This window comes from Flavobacterium xizangense (assembly GCF_054075145.1).
The window spans coordinates 1-16704 of the sequence record NZ_JBSIPG010000010.1; the positions used below are offsets into that span (position 1 = coordinate 1).

The window sequence follows — 16704 nt, forward strand, 5'->3', positions numbered from 1 at the left end:
TCCGCCAGTATTGGCACTATTGGAGCGGTAACATCATCCAAAATCACATTCTGATTTGCGGTTGATGTATTTCCGTTTCCGTCATCAAAAGTCCATGTTACCACCGTCGTCCCCTGCGCAGTGATTGGGAATACTGTCGTCGTGGTTCCGGTAATGGTTCCTGCACAATTATCGGTTGTGGTCGGTGCCGTCGGAGTTACTGAACATTCGCCAGTAACATCAGCCAGTATTGGCACTATTGGAGCGGTAACATCATCCAAAATCACATTCTGATTTGCGGTTGACGTATTTCCGTTTCCGTCATCAAAAGTCCATGTTACCACCGTCGTCCCCTGCGCTGTGATTGGGAATATTGTCGTCGTGGTTCCGGTAATGGTTCCTGAGCAGGCATCTGTTGTGGTCGGTGCCGTCGGAGTTACTGAACATTCGCCAGTAGCATCAGCCAAAGTTGGAATGAGCGGAGCAGTTGCATCATCAATAATTACATTCTGATTGACAGTCTGCGTATAGCCGTTTCCGTAATCAAAGGTCCAGCTGACCACAGTAATGCCCTGAGTGGCTATCGGGAACGTTGTCGCTGTAGTCCCAGTGATAGTCCCTGCGCACGAATCTGTAAGAGTGGGTGCCGTTGGCGTTACCGAGCATTCTGCGGTTACATCTACCAAAGGCGATGGAAGCACGGTAGGATTTATAGTAATATCAGTTGTGACAGCATTAGAACAGGTGCCGTTACTGAATTCATAAGTAACAGTGTAGGTGCCCGGTGCAGATAAAGCTAAGTCTATTTCGCCCGTTGCACCATCAATACTCAAACCTGCATCAGCGCTATATTGACCATTTGTAACACCTGTTTCTACAGAAGAAACCGTTCCTCTGTTACAGAAAGGTCCTGCCGGATAACTTATGGAAGCCGTAGGAAGTGCATTTATGGTGATATCTGTTGTTGCAGTATTCGAACAGCTTCCATCATTGAAAGTATACGTAATAGTATGAACTCCTAACGTTGAAGCTGCCAGATTAATTTCTCCTGTATCGGCATCGATAATTAAACCTGCATCTGAAGTGTAAGTACCGCCTGCCGTGCCCAGTTCTTCGGGAACCGCAGTTCCAGTTTGGCAGTAAGGCGCGCTTAAATAAGCAATCGAAGCTTGAGGAAGCGCATTCACAATGGCTTCAACCGGTGCTATGCTGAAACAGCCGCTGGCATCGGTTCCTTTTATATAGTAGGTATCCTGAACTGCAACTGCCGTTGGATCCGTAACGGGAATAGTGGCCTGTTCGTCTGAAAAATAAGTGTAAGTCAGACCTGCAGCACTGCCTGCAGTGACGGCCGGCGCCGTAAGATCGATTGTGTTTGGGAAGCAAACCGCAGCCGGAGCTGCAGTAACTACCACTGGTCGCGGATTGACATTGATTGTTAAATTGGAAACCGTACTACTGCTGCAGGGCGCTCCCAATGCAACCGTGCAGGTATAATTGTTAGCTCCGACAGTCAGATCTGAATAATTAACCAGAGGATCTTTCTGGTTTTGATTGGAAGCATTAATTCCCGGTCCTGTCCATAGATAGGAAAGTGCACCGAAAATATCCACATCTAATTGCACCGTACCTGAAGTCATATCGCAGATTACAGCAGGAGTATTCAGTCCATTGGCTGTGGCCTCTGGGGCTGCTGCAACACCAATCTGAACCGATTGGGTAATTACGTTGCCACAGCCGTCTTTTATTCTGAAAAAATAAGTGTTGTCGGTAAGGCCGGTGAAGGTATTCCCGCTTTGATAAGGTCCGAAAGTCACACCTCCGTCTGTGCTCAGCGCATATTCAAGCACATTTCCTGGTGCTGGCGAATTGGATGTAGCCGTTATGGTTAAAACCCCGTTTGTTGCGCCTGTCGCACAGACATAACCTCCTGTATTGGTTTTATCTACTATAATGGCATTATTGGCATCATAAGTAATGGTTTGTGTAAGAACATCTTGAGTTCCTCCTTTGATACGCAATCCAAAAGTATAAGTTCCATAGCCTAAACCATTAAAAGGAAGCGAAGAAGTAGCATTTGCCATATCCCTAACCTGTCCGACACTTGATGGACCGGAAACAACAATAACCTGATAAGCTGTCGGATCATCAAATGTTCCATTCATTACATAATTGAATCCTCCGCAGACCGGTGTTGTGGTATTACCTGAAAGACTGGCTAGATAACCTTTTACTGTAACATTTAATGTTCTGGTTCCACAAGAAGTGGTTATATCTAAAGTATAATTACCTTTGGGCCAGTAACCATTTGGATCGGTTGCGTTTACTTTTGGTAAATATGCATTTCCACTATTATCCAAAATGTAACTAGAGCTATATCCGACAGGAACCAAAGGATTATTAGATGCAGTAACTGTATAATTAATAAAGTTATTTGCTGTTTGAACTGGTGTAACTCCAATAAGTAGTCTTCCATATCCTAATGCATTAAGATTTTGCTGTACCCCAAAATTACTTTGTGCAATAGTCAATGTGGTTGCAGAAGGTATAGTAATATTTTGAGAGACGGGAAGATTTAGGTTACCTGTAGTAACCCCTGCCGCGTCAACGTAAGTAACGTGATAAGTGGCTCCAGCTGTAAGGCCTTCGACGTTATCTACAGGAAGTGTTGCAGTTTTTGTAATTACATCCGAAGAATTATTAATGTTTGTAAATGTAATATTCATGGGGTAACAAGCTAATCTGTTAGCTTGAAGTCTAACAATCCCTACACCTCCACAATTATAGATAGATACATAACCAGTAACTTGAGTTATTTGAAATTCTTTTTGATTTCCACAATTATCAATCAATACTACTTTCATATTATTAATATCTGCTTCTACTCCAGCTCTATTTGCAATTATTGGAAGAGGAGCTTTTTGTAAAAGAGGAGAATATCCTGCCCCTCCTATATCACTGTAACCGTCAGCATCGATATCTTGGCCATATAATTGTCCCTGATATTTTATTTTCCATGAAAAATTAGCTGCATCAGCTACAGATAATGTTGTACTATTAGAAATATACTGAAAAAGAGTTTCATTATAAATTGTAAGAGGAGTTGAACAATTATATGTAGTTGAATAATTCGGATAAGCGATACTTCCTAATTTAATATCGTTAAGCCCTACTGTTGGATTGGAAATAGATGTTGCTCCAGTAATTGTTAATCCACAAGAATCTGTCACACTAACAATATAACTATTAGCTGGAAGTCCATTAAAAGCAAATGTGTTGGCAGCAATAGCACCGCTACTCTGTAAAATAGTTCCCGGTGTAGCCTGTGCGGCAATTGTAAAGGTAAAAGGAGCTTTACCGTTTGTCACCGTTGAAGTTAAAACTGCTGTCCCTCCTACACAATTAGCAACTTTTGTGGGGGTAGAAACTGTCATTGACGTATAGCCATCCGACACAGTAATATTGCCACTTGAATAGACGGTTCCGCCAGCTGTGGCTCTTCCATTTACGACGTATATTCCTGAACTTAATCCTGTAAAAACAGGATTGGTTGTAAACTGCGTATTATCACCAGGAACTGGGGAAACCACTACACCAGCCTTCAAAAGTTGATACTGCGGCGTTGCTCCTAATCCTGTACTGCTAGATGTAACAATACCACTGTTTTGGCACCCAGTATTACTTGCTACACCAGAAACAGTCTGTGAAAAAACTTTGTTACCAATAAAAGGCAGGATGAGCAGTGCAAGAATTAAAGTAATTTTTGTCCTCATATTTGTTTTTGTTAATTCGACAACAGTCACTTAGAGTAATAATTTATTCTTCAAAAAAATTAAATCACTCTTAAATAATAATTGTTCATTTATTTTCTAAAAAATAATACAACATAAGTTTTCTGTATTTTGGGAGGCAAAAGTATAATAGGATATTTTTTTTAGTTTCCTCTAAAAGCCTAAAAAATAACAGAATAGAGCATTTCTAATTACAAATACTCAATGTTAATAGATTTTAGTTAAACTTAATTATTTCAAATTCCTTAAATTATAAAGGCTTGTAATAGCTTGATAAATATTTAAGATCAATTTATCAGTTAAAATTTTGATTTAGAAAGAAAGTCTTTTTCTTGCGTATACGACTTCTAAATTACAAACACACTGTAATTCAGTACATTAAAAATAAAAAAAAACTTTAAAAACAAAAAAAAAGCCAGTAAAAAAAAATTACTGGCGTTTTGTATATGCAACAATACGTAAAAAAATTACTGCTGTTTCTATTTATTAATCGATATTACTATTTTTATTTCACTCGAATACTCCATTCAAAATCCATTTCAGAAACCTGAATTCCTTCTTCATTTGTTCCGATAGATTTCATCCAGAATGTTTGCCCTTCTCCTGTTTCAATAGTTCTTTGAATCGCTTCAGCAATTAAATGACCGTCGTTGCAAACAAAAGTGATTCTTCCTGTTGCTTTTTTAGTAAAGTTCCCTTTATTGTTGGCAACCAACATTGAAATCTTTCGGCCGCTGTCCTGAATTTGAGAAATAACCAAAGCCCCTGTTGTCAACTCTGCCGCCATTGCCTGAACGGCAAAATACATCGAATTAAACGGATTCTGATTGATCCATCTATGTTTGACACTTACAATACAGCTGTCTTTATCGATAGCTTTTACACGTACCCCGCAAATGTATGCTGATGGTAATTTGAACAATACAAATTTGTTGAGTTTGGAAACTGAAACTGCCATGAGATAATTTTTTCAGTAAAAATACGAAAAAACTATGCACGCACAATAAATTCGATACACTTTTGAAAGACATCAATAAAATCAAGTATTCCGAATGATTTTCAGCAAATTATCCTTGCACTACAAATATTAAAATTGTTAATATTTTGTTAATATTTGGTACTATGTAAAACAAGATACTGTTTTTTAGACATATATTTGCATAAGAAAATACTATATACTTTTAATCATGGAAACAACAACACCACTCATCATGGAAACAACATCAGAAAGAAACACATCAGCGTTTACACATTTAAGTACATTAAGTCAATACATTATTCCTTTTGGGAATTATATTTTCCCAATCATCATTTGGTCGAGCTACAAGGACAAATCAGAATTTGTAAATCACCACGGAAAACAGACATTGAATTTTCAATTGAGTTTATTGCTGTACACTTTGGTTTTAGCCTTAATCGCAATTCCGATTTTCGTATCAGTAGTTTTGCAAAACATTCCGATGGAAGCTGTTTTTAACGACGAAGATTTCGTAATCAGAAATTTCAATTTTCAAGGAAACATTGCCTTATTAAGTATCGGCGCGACAGCTGTTTTACTTTTTGGATTGCTAAAATTTGTTGAATTCTTTTTAGTGATTTATGCTTCAATAAAAGCTTCAAACGGAGAATTATACAATTATCCGCTTACGATTCCTTTTATAAAGTAACACTTCGGCTTCGCTCAGTGTGACACAAAAAAGATTAAAAGATTATAGACACAATCAATCATCAATCAATCATCATCAATCAAAAAACGAATTGTTCAATCTAAAAAAAACAAAATGAAATTATGAACATTGAAAACACAAAAGCACAGATGCGCAAAGGTGTTCTTGAGTTTTGCATCTTATCAGTATTAAAAGAGAAAGACGCATATACATCTGAAATATTAGACACTTTAAAAAACGCAAAATTACTAGTTGTAGAGGGAACCGTTTATCCGTTGTTAACTAGATTGAAAAATGACGGTTTACTAAATTATCGCTGGGAAGAATCGACCTCAGGGCCACCACGAAAATATTATGGATTAACCGAGATAGGACAAACTTTTTTAAACGAACTTAGCGGCACATGGACAGAATTATCTGACGCCGTAAAACTAATCACCAATCAAAATCAATAAGTCATGAACAAAACAGTAAATATTAACTTAGGCGGTATGTTTTTTCACATCGATGAAGATGCATATTTAAAATTGACACGCTATTTTGACGCTATAAAACGATCATTGAACAATTCGTCTGGACAAGATGAAATTATTAAAGACATCGAAATGCGCGTTTCTGAATTATTAACAGAAAAACAAAAAAGCGAAAAACATGTTGTTGGCTTAAAAGACGTTGACGAAGTGATTGCGGTAATGGGCCAACCTGAAGATTACCGAATTGAAGATGAAGAAAGCCAAAATCAATCTTTCAACAATTACAGTGGAAGACAGCATAAAAAATTATACCGTGACAAAGAAAAAGGTATGATTGGCGGTGTTGCAACTGGTTTAGGACATTATTTTGGAATTGATGCCGTATGGATCAAAATCATATTCTTAATCTTTGTTTTTGCAGGTTTTGGAACTGGAATCTTAGCATACTTCGTACTTTGGATTGTAACTCCTGAAGCGGTAACAACTTCAGAGAAACTAGAAATGACCGGAGAACCAGTTACGATTTCAAACATTGAAAAAAAAGTGCGTGAAGAAATTGATTCATTGTCTGAGAAATTCAAAAATGCAGATTATGACAAAATGGGAAACCAGGTAAAGTCGGGAGCTGAGAGAATAAGTAGTTCATTTGGAGACTTTGTCATGACGGTTTTTAAAATCTTTGCTAAATTTTTAGGTGTAATTCTAATCATGGCAGGAATCACTACTCTAATTCTTTTATTAATCGGAGTATTTACTTTAGGAACAAATGTTTTTATTGATTTTCCTTGGCAAAACTTTATCGAAGCAGAAAACTTTACAGAATATCCTATATGGTCTTTCGGTTTATTGATGCTTTTTGCAGTTGGAATTCCATTTTTCTTCCTGACTTTATTAGGATTTAAACTGTTGTCTCCAAATTTGAAATCAATCGGAAATATTACAAAATATACTTTGCTTGCCATCTGGATTATTGCTGTTGCAATTGCAATCAGCATCGGAATTAAACAAGCGACTGAAATATCTTACGATAACAAAACAGTTGAGAAGAAATCATTGAACATTACATCAAAAGATACTCTTTATGTAAAATTCAGATACAATGATTATTATGCAAAGGATTTGAATCATCATCATGAATTTACATTCGTACAAGATTCTGCAAACAACAACTTGATTTATTCTAATGATGTTCGTTTACATGTTTTATACACTGATAATGCTTCTCCTTATTTGCAAATTGAAAAAAGTGCCAGAGGAAATTCATTTTCAAGTGCAAAGAAAAGAGCCGAAAAAATCAACTATAACGTTCAGATTAACGGAAATCATTTAATTTTGGATAATTATTTTCTGACAGATGTAAAAAATAAGTTCAGAGGACAAGAAGTTGATGTATATTTGTACTTGCCAGAAGGGCAATTATTTAAGCCAGATTCCTCAGTACAAGATTACGACGATTCTGAAAATGATTTCTTCAACCTGCACTTTAGCGGAGATTACAATTACAAAGTTGAGGGTTCAAAAATAAAATGTTTAAACTGCCCTGCAGAAGAGAACGAATATAATGATGGAGATTATGATAGTGACGAAAACACTATTGAGAATGACACTGTAAAGGAAGTTTCGATTAAAATTAATGGAAAAGAAGTTTTAAACGGAAAAAAAAACAAAGGAAAGTTAACCACTGATAAAAACGGAGTTATAATTAAAATCAACTAATAACTAAAGCCATGATCAAAATAATCATTCATATTACAAAATTTATTATTGCAACTGTTACCGCATTATTGTTTACTTCTTGCAACTTTAATTTGAATACAGTTGAAGGAAGCGGACATGTTACAACTGAAAAAAGAATTGTTCAGGGAGATTTCAAAAAAGTATCTGTAAGCAATGCGATTGATTTAGTAATCGTACAGTCTGATTCAACTGAAATTGTTGTTGAAGCTGATGATAATTTGCAAAAAGACATCATTACAAAAGTTGAAAACGGAACATTAGTAATTAGCTGTAAATTCAGTTCATTCAGAAATGTTACGACTAAAAAAGTAACGGTAAAAATGCCGGTTATTGATAAGCTTGAAGCTTCGAGCGCTGCAACTGTACAAAGCAAAAATGTAATTCAGTCACAGGATATCGATTTGGAAACTTCAAGTGCAGCAACTATGACTGTTAATGTAGAATCTGACAATATTTCGGCAGAATCTGGAAGCGGAAGTTCTATTTCGGTGGAAGGAAAAGCATTAAAAATTAAAACTTCAGCATCTAGCGGTTCTAATATTAATGCAGAAAAATTATTAGCAAACGAAGTTCATGCCGAAGCTTCAAGCGGAGGAAGTGTAAATGTGCATCCGATTGTAAGTCTTAAAGCTGAAGCATCAAGCGGAGGAAGCATCAATTACGATTCAACTCCGAAGACTGTTGAAAAAAGTTCACATTCTGGCGGAAGCATCAGTCAAGGATAGTCAATATTTATGTGTTAAATATAAAAGAAATCATTCATCAAAAGTGGATGATTTTTTTATATTTGTCAAAATCAAATCTAGAATTAATGAAAAGAAATACTGCCCTGGTTCTGTTACTATTAGTTACAACATTAAGTTTTGCACAAAGAAGAGAAAAAATAAAAGGAACTAAAATCGTTACAACATCAATAAAAGAAGTTGGAAGTTTTGACGGTCTTGAAGTAGATGACAATTTGGAAGTTTATTTAGAGCGCGGAGAAAAAAATGAAATCAAAATTGAAGCCGACGATAATCTTCATGATATTGTTGCGATGGATTTAAGAGATAAAACCCTTCGTTTATATACTTCAAAAGAAAGTACAATTTTCAAAAAACTTTCTGTACGTGTTACTTACACAGGAACATTAAATAAAGTAACTGCAAAAAACGAGGCAATTATTTATGCCATTCAGGAACTTAAATTAGACGATATTACTTTTAACAGCGTTGATTATTCAAAACTGTATTTGAATGTAAATGCAAAAAAATTCGGTTTAGTTGCAGATGACAAATCCAGATCTGAAATAAATCTAAAAGCAGAAGAAGCTACTATTCAATTAAGCAAAAATGCCGGACTAAAATCTTTGGTTTCTGCAATCAAATTTAAATGTGATTTGTACCAAAAATCAAATGCTGCAATTGAAGGAATTGCTGAAAAAGCAACTATTCGTTTAGACAACAATTCTGTTTTCACTGGAACAAAGTTTACTATGAAAGATGCTAATATTACCGCGGAAAGTTACTCTACCGGAAGTGTTTTAGCAGAAACTACTATTTCAATCGCAGTTGGAGACAAAGCTGAACTTTCTTTATTTGGAAACCCAACCATACAATTGACACGCTTTTCTGAAGAAGCTAAATTGATTAAGAAGCTTAAATAATTTTTGTTTCAGGTTTTCTTTGTTTCAGGTTTCAAGTTGAAATTAGGAACATTCATTATAAAAAAAATCCCGATCTAAATTTAGACCGGGATTTTTTATTGTCGCTTTAGAGATTACAGGAAACTTGAAACAAAGAAAACCTGAAACCTGAAACAAAATTTTTACTCTTTAGAAGCTAAATATCTTTCAGCATCTAATGCAGCCATACATCCTGTACCTGCAGCAGTGATAGCCTGGCGGTATACATGATCTGCAGCATCACCAGCTACAAAAACACCTGCAACATTTGTATTAGATGTTCCCGGAGTATTTATGATATATCCTGTTTCATCAAGAGTGATGTAATCTTTAAAAATATCTGTATTTGGTTTGTGTCCAATTGCTACGAAAAAGCCAGTTGCTGGAATTTCGATAGTTTCACCAGTAGTTTTATTTAATGCTTTAATAGCGTGTACTACGTTATTATCACCTAGAACTTCAACCGTATCATGATTCATTAAAATCTCGATATTTTCAGTTTTACGAATGCGTTCTTCCATGATTTTTGAAGCTCTGAATTTTTCGCTTCTTACCAACATGGTTACTTTTTTGCAAAGTTTAGATAAGTAATGCGCTTCTTCACAAGCAGAATCTCCAGCTCCAACAATTACAACTTCCTGATTTCTATAAAAGAATCCATCACAAACCGCACAAGCAGAAACTCCTCCGCCCATATTCAAATAATACTGCTCTGATGGTAATCCTAAATATTTCGCTGAAGCTCCTGTAGAAATAATAACAGTTTCACAGTGTAACTCGATTGAATCATTGATCCAAACTTTATGAATATCTCCTGAAAAATCAACTTTTGTAGCCCAGCCATCACGAATATCAGCCCCAAAACGTTTTGCTTGTTCTTGTAACTGAATCATCATTTCTGGTCCGGTAACCCCATCAACATAACCTGGAAAATTTTCTACCTCATTAGTTGTAGTTAATTGTCCACCTGGCTGCATTCCTTGATATAATACTGGATTCATGTTAGCTCTGGCTGCATAAATAGCTGCAGTGTAACCTGCAGGGCCAGAACCTATAATAAGGCATTTAATTTTTTCGATTGTATCTGACATAAGTGAATAGTTTTTTTGTGATGCAAATGTAAACTTTATTATAAAAAATAAAGGCGAAAATAAATCCGAAATAACTATGTTCAAATAAGTTTTATTTATTTTCATTTTTTCCTTTTGTAAACGAAATTTATTTATATCTTTGCATCCGCTTACGGGCAGTACAACAAATACATCTTCGGGGTGTAGCGTAGCCCGGTTATCGCGCCTGCTTTGGGAGCAGGAGGCCGCAGGTTCGAATCCTGCCACCCCGACAAAAGTCTTTTCATTTACTTGGAAAGACTTTTTTTTTTGCAATAAACTGAATTATAAAATTATAGCATAGAACGGGTATCTCGTCCCGATTGAGATCGGGAAGGCCGCAGTTCTCCCGAAAGCTTTCGGGACTGCCACCCCGACAAAAGTCTTTTCATTTACTTGGAAAGACTTTTTTTTTGCAATAAACTGAATTATAAAATTATAGCATAGAACGGGTATCTCGTCCCGATTGAGATCGGGAAGGCTGCAGGTTCTCCCGAAAGCTTTCGGGACTGCCACCCCGACAAAAGTCTTTTCATTTATTTGAAAAGACTTTTTTTACAATAAACTGAAAACCAAATATCAATATTGATCATCTCTAAAATTTGTTCAATTGCAAAAAAAAGCCCACGGTTAAAACCGCAGGCTATGCTAAAAATATAATATTTTATTTATTTTTCCATTTTAATGTAAGCCGGATACGATTCACTACTTGGTAAAGTGAATTCTTCATCAAAAGGCTGAGTGCCTGATCCATTATTATATAATGCCACACGTTTTACACCAGTTGCTGTGCTTCCGCCTTCGCTATTAATAACATTTTGAATGTTTCCTGAACCTGCAAAACGAGTGGTGCACATTTTTTCTAATATTACATTTGGACTGTTAGGTATTTCAAAACCATTTTTCTTATTTACATTACCATCAGTTCCTGTCAAAACTGCATATGACCCCATTCCTATACTATGATGTTCTTTAACAGTATTAGCCACTTTGAATGCAGCATAACCATCAACTTTTCCGTTTTGACTACTCCAGCTTGCTTGATTTGGCGCATCATATGGTGGTTCATTTTGAAAGAAATAAGTTCTACCACGTTCACCAAGCCATAACACCTCGTATTCTTGAAAATGCTCAACAAATAATCCATAAAGCGTAACATCGTTACCGGTAACAATAAGTCCGTTTTTGCATCTGTCTCTTGTCCAACGAAGACTTCCACCTTTCTGTGAGCCATGATCAGCACGCCAAAGCCAGAAGTGATCTCCAACTACATTGCTACTATTTATCTGCATTGAAGCCTGTATCTGAATATTTTTTGATTGAACTCCACCTACTCTACACGTAATATCGGTTAGCAGAATTGGATCTGCAGAATGATCAACTTTTGCTCCTTCATTGCCAATTCGAATTTGATAAGTTGTGCTATTGAACGAATCCATAAGAAGACCGGCGATAATAATTCCATCTTCATCATCAGCATAAATACATCCCCAAGTATTTTTTTCAGTAGGCTCCAATGTTACCGAAGCTATCCCGGCACCTAAAAGTATTGCATCTTTTCTATTTACCTGAATTGGAGCATTGAGCGAATAATGTCCTGGGGTGAAAAATATATTTTTACCCGCTTTCAAAGCATTGTTGATTTCTACTTCCGTATCACCTTCTTTCGTAACATACCATTCTGTAACCAAATCCTGGATTTTACCCTTACCCATATCTGATGACGACCAGGAAACTCCTACTCTATCTTTTTGCCAAGCCGGAACAAACACTTTGTATTCGCCATCTTTATCAATAAACAGAAAAGGTTTTTCTCTTATAATAGGTGTAGTTAGAATTGGAGAATTGGATTCACTTGCCTGTGGAGGATTTACACAACCTTGCCAAACCATATTATAAGAGCCACCCATTGCTTCAGAACCTGCAGGAAAAACAGTATTTCTCGTATACCATTGTTGCTGTCCTTTCCAGTTTGGTCGGTCAGTTGTGTAATGTGTATCAGCTATAAAACCACCACTTCCCCAAAAATTTGTATTTCCAATATCTGAAATATATTTTGAAGTACTTTCAATCAATAATCTTCGCGCGCTCGTTGACTGAGAAACGGTCCATGAAAAATCGCGCATAACTTCAACATTTTCAACAGAACGCCAAAAAGTACAAGTAGCATTTGCACCACCTGAAAGATGAGGTCTTGTAAATATAGCACCCAATTTCACATCTGACGGAACTCTTCCTAAACCTCCAATATGAGAATAAAACCCTAATTCGATTGCATTAGATTCCGCCGATGACGCAGAACCTGAACCACCAACATCATAAGTTTGCCCATTAACATTAGCTTTGAAGTAATAAGCCTGACGTTTAGTTGTCCACTCACCATTTGCACCACCTAAACCAATAGCAGCAAATTGAGAATTAATATCATTTTTTGCAGTTTCAGCTTTTTCATATTTTCTGTCATAGAAATACATATTGTCACCGAAAATCTGGTTTTCAAGTGAAATCACAATAGTTATCTCGTTGCGAGTAACTTTATAATAGTTCTCGTATTTATTTGTGTTTGGCTTATTGTCAGTAAATGTCAATTTAGAAGTAGCACCAACTGCAACAAAATCGGATGCCAAATGACTTCCCCCTCTTGTTATTACATAATTCCCAGAGGAGCCAAATGCCGGCCACGATAATGTGATACAGTGTTTTTTCTTGTTGTAAACAATCTTGCCTTCTATCTTGTTTTCTGGTTTTTCATCAGATGAATAAGGTGTTGCGAAGCTGCATAAAATCAATATAAATGCAAATACGAAACATAAAGAGATTGCCTTCTTAATCATAAAAATTCTTTTTGGGTTTTAATAGTAATAGTTTTTTCAGAATCGAAAAATAGCGATAATCTTTAATCTAAAAGTCCGTTTTTGGTTTCAATTTTCTTATCAAAAACTATACAAAATCCCAATTTACAAGACTTAAAAAGGTTTTTTCATACTGAACGAGAAATCGCTTAACCCTAAAAGTTAATTACAATCAAAAAGCAAACTAACTAATGTTTTTATTTTTATATTTCTTAAAGAGAACTTTTTTTCAAGAAAAGCTAAATCTTTATATTTTTTGAGTCCAATCATTAACGTAGTCAGTCAAAATTCTTTTAATAATTTCATTTATATCTCAAATTATTTTCTGCCAAACACCCACCGCACAACGATTACACAAAGTTTCTTAAATGTTAACAAAATAGATTTTCAAAAACCATAAATAATTGTATTTTTACGGTTCAAAATTCAGAAAATAAATGGGCAAAATCATTGCTATTGCTAATCAAAAAGGAGGCGTCGGAAAGACTACTACATCAGTAAATCTTGCTGCCTCATTAGGTGTCTTAGAGAAAAAAGTATTATTGATCGACGCTGATCCTCAGGCCAATGCAACATCTGGCCTTGGCATTGACGTAGAATCCGTTGAAGTTGGGACGTATCAAATTCTGGAACATACTGTAACACCAAAAGAAGCCATTTTAAAATGTACAGCTCCAAATGTTGACGTGATACCTGCTCACATCGACCTTGTTGCTATCGAAATTGAATTGGTTGACAAAGAAAACCGTGAGTATATGCTTAAAAAAGCATTAGAAGAGGCAAAAAAAGAATATGATTACATCATTATCGATTGTGCTCCATCTCTAGGTTTGTTAACCTTAAATGCTTTAACAGCTGCAGATTCTGTGGTTATTCCTATTCAATGTGAGTATTTTGCACTTGAAGGATTAGGAAAATTATTGAATACTATTAAAAGTATTCAAAAAATACATAACCCGGATCTTGACATCGAAGGTTTATTGTTGACGATGTACGACTCAAGACTGCGTTTATCGAATCAGGTTGTTGAAGAGGTTCAAAAACACTTTAACGACATGGTTTTTGAAACTGTTATTCAGCGAAATGTAAAATTAAGCGAGGCGCCAAGTTTTGGAGAAAGCATCATTAATTATGACGCAACAAGCAAAGGTGCAGTGAATTATATTCACTTAGCTCAAGAAATTATAAAGAAAAACAGCAAATAGTTTTTATGACAAAAGCAATTAAAAAACAAGCCTTAGGTAGAGGATTATCAGCATTATTAAAAGATCCGGAAAACGACATTAAATCAGTAGACGATAAAAATGCTGATAAAGTTGTTGGAAACATCATTGAGCTTGAAATAAGTGCTATCGAAATAAATCCGTTTCAGCCTAGAAGCAATTTTAACGAAGAATCATTACGCGAATTAGCCACTTCTATTAAAGAACTTGGTGTAATTCAACCTATTACTGTTCGAAAATTAGAATTCAACAAATACCAGCTAATTTCCGGAGAACGCCGTTTGCGTGCTTCAACATTAGTGGGATTAACTCATGTTCCGGCGTATATTCGTATTGCTAATGACAATGAATCATTAGTAATGGCGTTAGTAGAAAATATTCAGCGTCATGATTTAGATCCAATTGAGATTGCTCTTTCGTATCAGCGTTTAATTGACGAAATACAATTGACACAAGAACAAATGAGTGAACGTGTTGGAAAAAAACGCTCTACAATTGCCAACTATTTACGTCTTTTAAAATTAGATCCGATTATCCAAACCGGAATTCGTGACGGTTTTATTAGTATGGGACATGGTCGTGCAATCATAAATATTGAAGATTTAGATGTTCAGACTGATATTTATCAAAAAATTGTAAGTCAAAATTTATCTGTTCGCGAAACTGAAGCTTTAGTTAAAAATTATCACGAAGGCCAACAACCAAAAGCAGAAGGAAAACCTAAAGCGGAATCTTCTTTTGTGGTTAGAGAAACTCAAAAAAACACCTTCAACGATTATTTTGGCTCAAAAGTTGATATTAAAGTGGCTGGCAATGGAAAAGGAAAAATTACAATTCCATTTAATTCTGAAGCCGACTTTAACAGGATTATAAAATTAATTAATGGATAGTGAATAAGATTGTCCCCATAAGTTTATTGTTCTTTCTCATAGGAACCGCTTCTATTTTTGCCCAGGCAAAATCAGATGCGGTTTTAGTCGCTAAAGACACTACTAAACTTCAAGAAATAGACCCGCTTACACCAGCAAAAGCTGCATTTTACTCTGCAATTTTACCCGGATTAGGTCAAGCATACAACAAAAAATACTGGAAAATCCCCCTCGTTTACGGAGCAATTGGAACCAGCCTTTATTTCTACATTGACAACAACAAAAAATACCATGATTATCGTGATGCCTACAAGCGTAGACTAGAGGGCTACAACGACGATAACTATCAATTTTTAGATGACAGCCGACTTATTGCCGGCCAGAAATTCTATCAGAGAAACAGAGATTTATCTGCATTGTTTGTTGTTGGTTTTTATGTTCTCAACATTATAGACGCAAATGTAGATGCCGCTTTGATTCAATTTAATGTAAACGAAAGATTATCAATGCGTCCAGAAATTTATCCCAACGATGTAACATTCAGACCAAACGTTGGACTAACTTTTAATTACACTTTTAAATAGCACAAACACTGTTTAAAATTCAAAAAAACACACACAAAATGAAAATTGCGCTTTTAGGATATGGCAAAATGGGTAAAGTAATTGAAAGAATTGCTTTAGAAAGAGGCCACGAAATTGTTTTAAAGAAAGACGAATTTAACACATACGAAGGACTTTCAGCTGCCGATGTCGCTATTGACTTTAGTGTTCCAACTGCTGCTGTTGACAATATATCAAATTGTTTTCATGCTAATGTTCCTGTAGTTTCCGGAACAACGGGATGGCTAGAACATTATGACGAAATGATTGCGCTTTGCAATGAGAAAAAAGGAGGTTTTATATCTAGCTCAAATTTTAGTCTTGGAGTAAATATTTTCTTTGGATTAAATGAATATTTGGCAAAAATTATGAACCAATTTGACTCTTATAAAGTTTCAATGGAAGAAATTCACCATATTCATAAACTTGATGCTCCAAGCGGAACTGCAATTTCTCTAGCAAAAGGCGTTATTGAAAACAGCAATTATTCTGAATGGACTTTGGATGAAGCAAAAAAGAATCAAATTCACATCGAAGCTAAAAGAATTGGTGAAGTTCCTGGAACTCATACTGTAAATTACGATTCAGCTATTGACAGCATTGAAATCAAACATACCGCTCACAATCGTGAAGGTTTTGCTCTTGGGGCCGTTATTGCTGCTGAATGGTTAGCAGGAAAAACAGGTATTTATACCATGAAAGACGTATTAAATCTAAACTAAAACTGATTTAAAGTTTA

Annotated in this window: 13 protein-coding genes and 1 tRNA gene; 10 read left to right on the forward strand and 4 right to left on the reverse strand. The window is 35.7% G+C overall.

What is annotated here, in order from left to right; translation table 11 throughout:
• Together ACWA1B_RS17915 and ACWA1B_RS17920 are read right to left on the reverse strand one after the other, a co-directional pair.
• Positions 1 to 3752 (reverse strand): hypothetical protein (locus ACWA1B_RS17915; protein WP_456909266.1); only part of this gene is annotated, 3752 nt, incomplete at its 3' end.
• 523 nt (positions 3753 to 4275) lie between these two features.
• Entirely contained in the window at positions 4276 to 4728 is a 453-nt protein-coding gene (locus ACWA1B_RS17920; RefSeq protein ID WP_456909268.1) for a DUF4442 domain-containing protein, read from the reverse strand.
• Between the two features lie 229 nt (positions 4729 to 4957).
• Here ACWA1B_RS17920 and ACWA1B_RS17925 point away from each other — a divergent pair, with 229 nt between their 5' ends.
• From ACWA1B_RS17925 to ACWA1B_RS17945, 5 genes are all read left to right on the forward strand, one after another.
• Complete coding sequence (locus ACWA1B_RS17925; protein ID WP_081909359.1) at positions 4958 to 5437, forward strand: DUF4870 domain-containing protein; 480 nt, start codon at positions 4958 to 4960, stop codon at positions 5435 to 5437.
• Positions 5438 to 5559: 122 nt separating this feature from the next.
• A complete protein-coding gene (locus tag ACWA1B_RS17930; RefSeq protein ID WP_017498072.1) occupies positions 5560 to 5892 on the forward strand; it encodes a PadR family transcriptional regulator in 333 nt (110 codons plus the stop codon).
• Positions 5893 to 5895: 3 nt separating this feature from the next.
• Entirely contained in the window at positions 5896 to 7626 is a 1731-nt protein-coding gene (locus tag ACWA1B_RS17935) for a PspC domain-containing protein (protein ID WP_456909271.1), read from the forward strand.
• A gap of 11 nt (positions 7627 to 7637) precedes the next feature.
• Positions 7638 to 8372, forward strand: a complete 735-nt coding sequence (locus tag ACWA1B_RS17940; protein WP_456909273.1) for a head GIN domain-containing protein — start codon at positions 7638 to 7640, stop codon at positions 8370 to 8372.
• Positions 8373 to 8458: 86 nt separating this feature from the next.
• On the forward strand, positions 8459 to 9292 hold the full coding sequence (locus ACWA1B_RS17945) for a GIN domain-containing protein (protein WP_456909275.1): 834 nt from the start codon (positions 8459 to 8461) through the stop codon (positions 9290 to 9292).
• A 161-nt stretch (positions 9293 to 9453) separates the two neighbouring features.
• On the opposite strand, the gene trxB is transcribed toward ACWA1B_RS17945, so the two are convergent.
• Positions 9454 to 10401 carry a thioredoxin-disulfide reductase gene (gene trxB / locus ACWA1B_RS17950; protein WP_456909277.1) on the reverse strand — a complete coding sequence of 316 codons (948 nt, stop codon included), beginning with the start codon at positions 10399 to 10401 and terminating at the stop codon, positions 9454 to 9456.
• Positions 10402 to 10577: 176 nt separating this feature from the next.
• Between trxB and ACWA1B_RS17955 the strand changes: the two genes are divergently transcribed.
• A tRNA-Pro gene (locus ACWA1B_RS17955) sits at positions 10578 to 10652 on the forward strand.
• Positions 10653 to 11087: 435 nt separating this feature from the next.
• Here the strand turns inward: ACWA1B_RS17955 and ACWA1B_RS17960 are convergent.
• Positions 11088 to 13253, reverse strand: a complete 2166-nt coding sequence (locus tag ACWA1B_RS17960) for a hypothetical protein (protein ID WP_456909279.1) — start codon at positions 13251 to 13253, stop codon at positions 11088 to 11090.
• A 455-nt stretch (positions 13254 to 13708) separates the two neighbouring features.
• Between ACWA1B_RS17960 and ACWA1B_RS17965 the strand changes: the two genes are divergently transcribed.
• The 4 genes from ACWA1B_RS17965 to dapB are packed head-to-tail and all read left to right on the forward strand — an operon-like array spanning position 13709 to position 16687.
• Positions 13709 to 14476 (forward strand): ParA family protein, encoded by a 768-nt coding sequence (locus ACWA1B_RS17965; protein ID WP_456909281.1) that lies wholly within the window; start codon positions 13709 to 13711, stop codon positions 14474 to 14476.
• Between the two features lie 5 nt (positions 14477 to 14481).
• On the forward strand, positions 14482 to 15384 hold the full coding sequence (locus tag ACWA1B_RS17970; RefSeq protein WP_035650087.1) for a ParB/RepB/Spo0J family partition protein: 903 nt from the start codon (positions 14482 to 14484) through the stop codon (positions 15382 to 15384).
• Positions 15384 to 15947: a DUF5683 domain-containing protein gene (locus ACWA1B_RS17975; protein ID WP_142451863.1), complete on the forward strand. Its 564-nt coding sequence runs from the start codon at positions 15384 to 15386 to the stop codon at positions 15945 to 15947. Before ACWA1B_RS17970 ends, ACWA1B_RS17975 begins: the two co-directional genes overlap by 1 nt.
• 38 nt (positions 15948 to 15985) lie before the next feature.
• On the forward strand, positions 15986 to 16687 hold the full coding sequence (gene dapB / locus ACWA1B_RS17980; RefSeq protein ID WP_456909284.1) for a 4-hydroxy-tetrahydrodipicolinate reductase: 702 nt from the start codon (positions 15986 to 15988) through the stop codon (positions 16685 to 16687).
• Positions 16688 to 16704 lie beyond the last annotated feature (17 nt).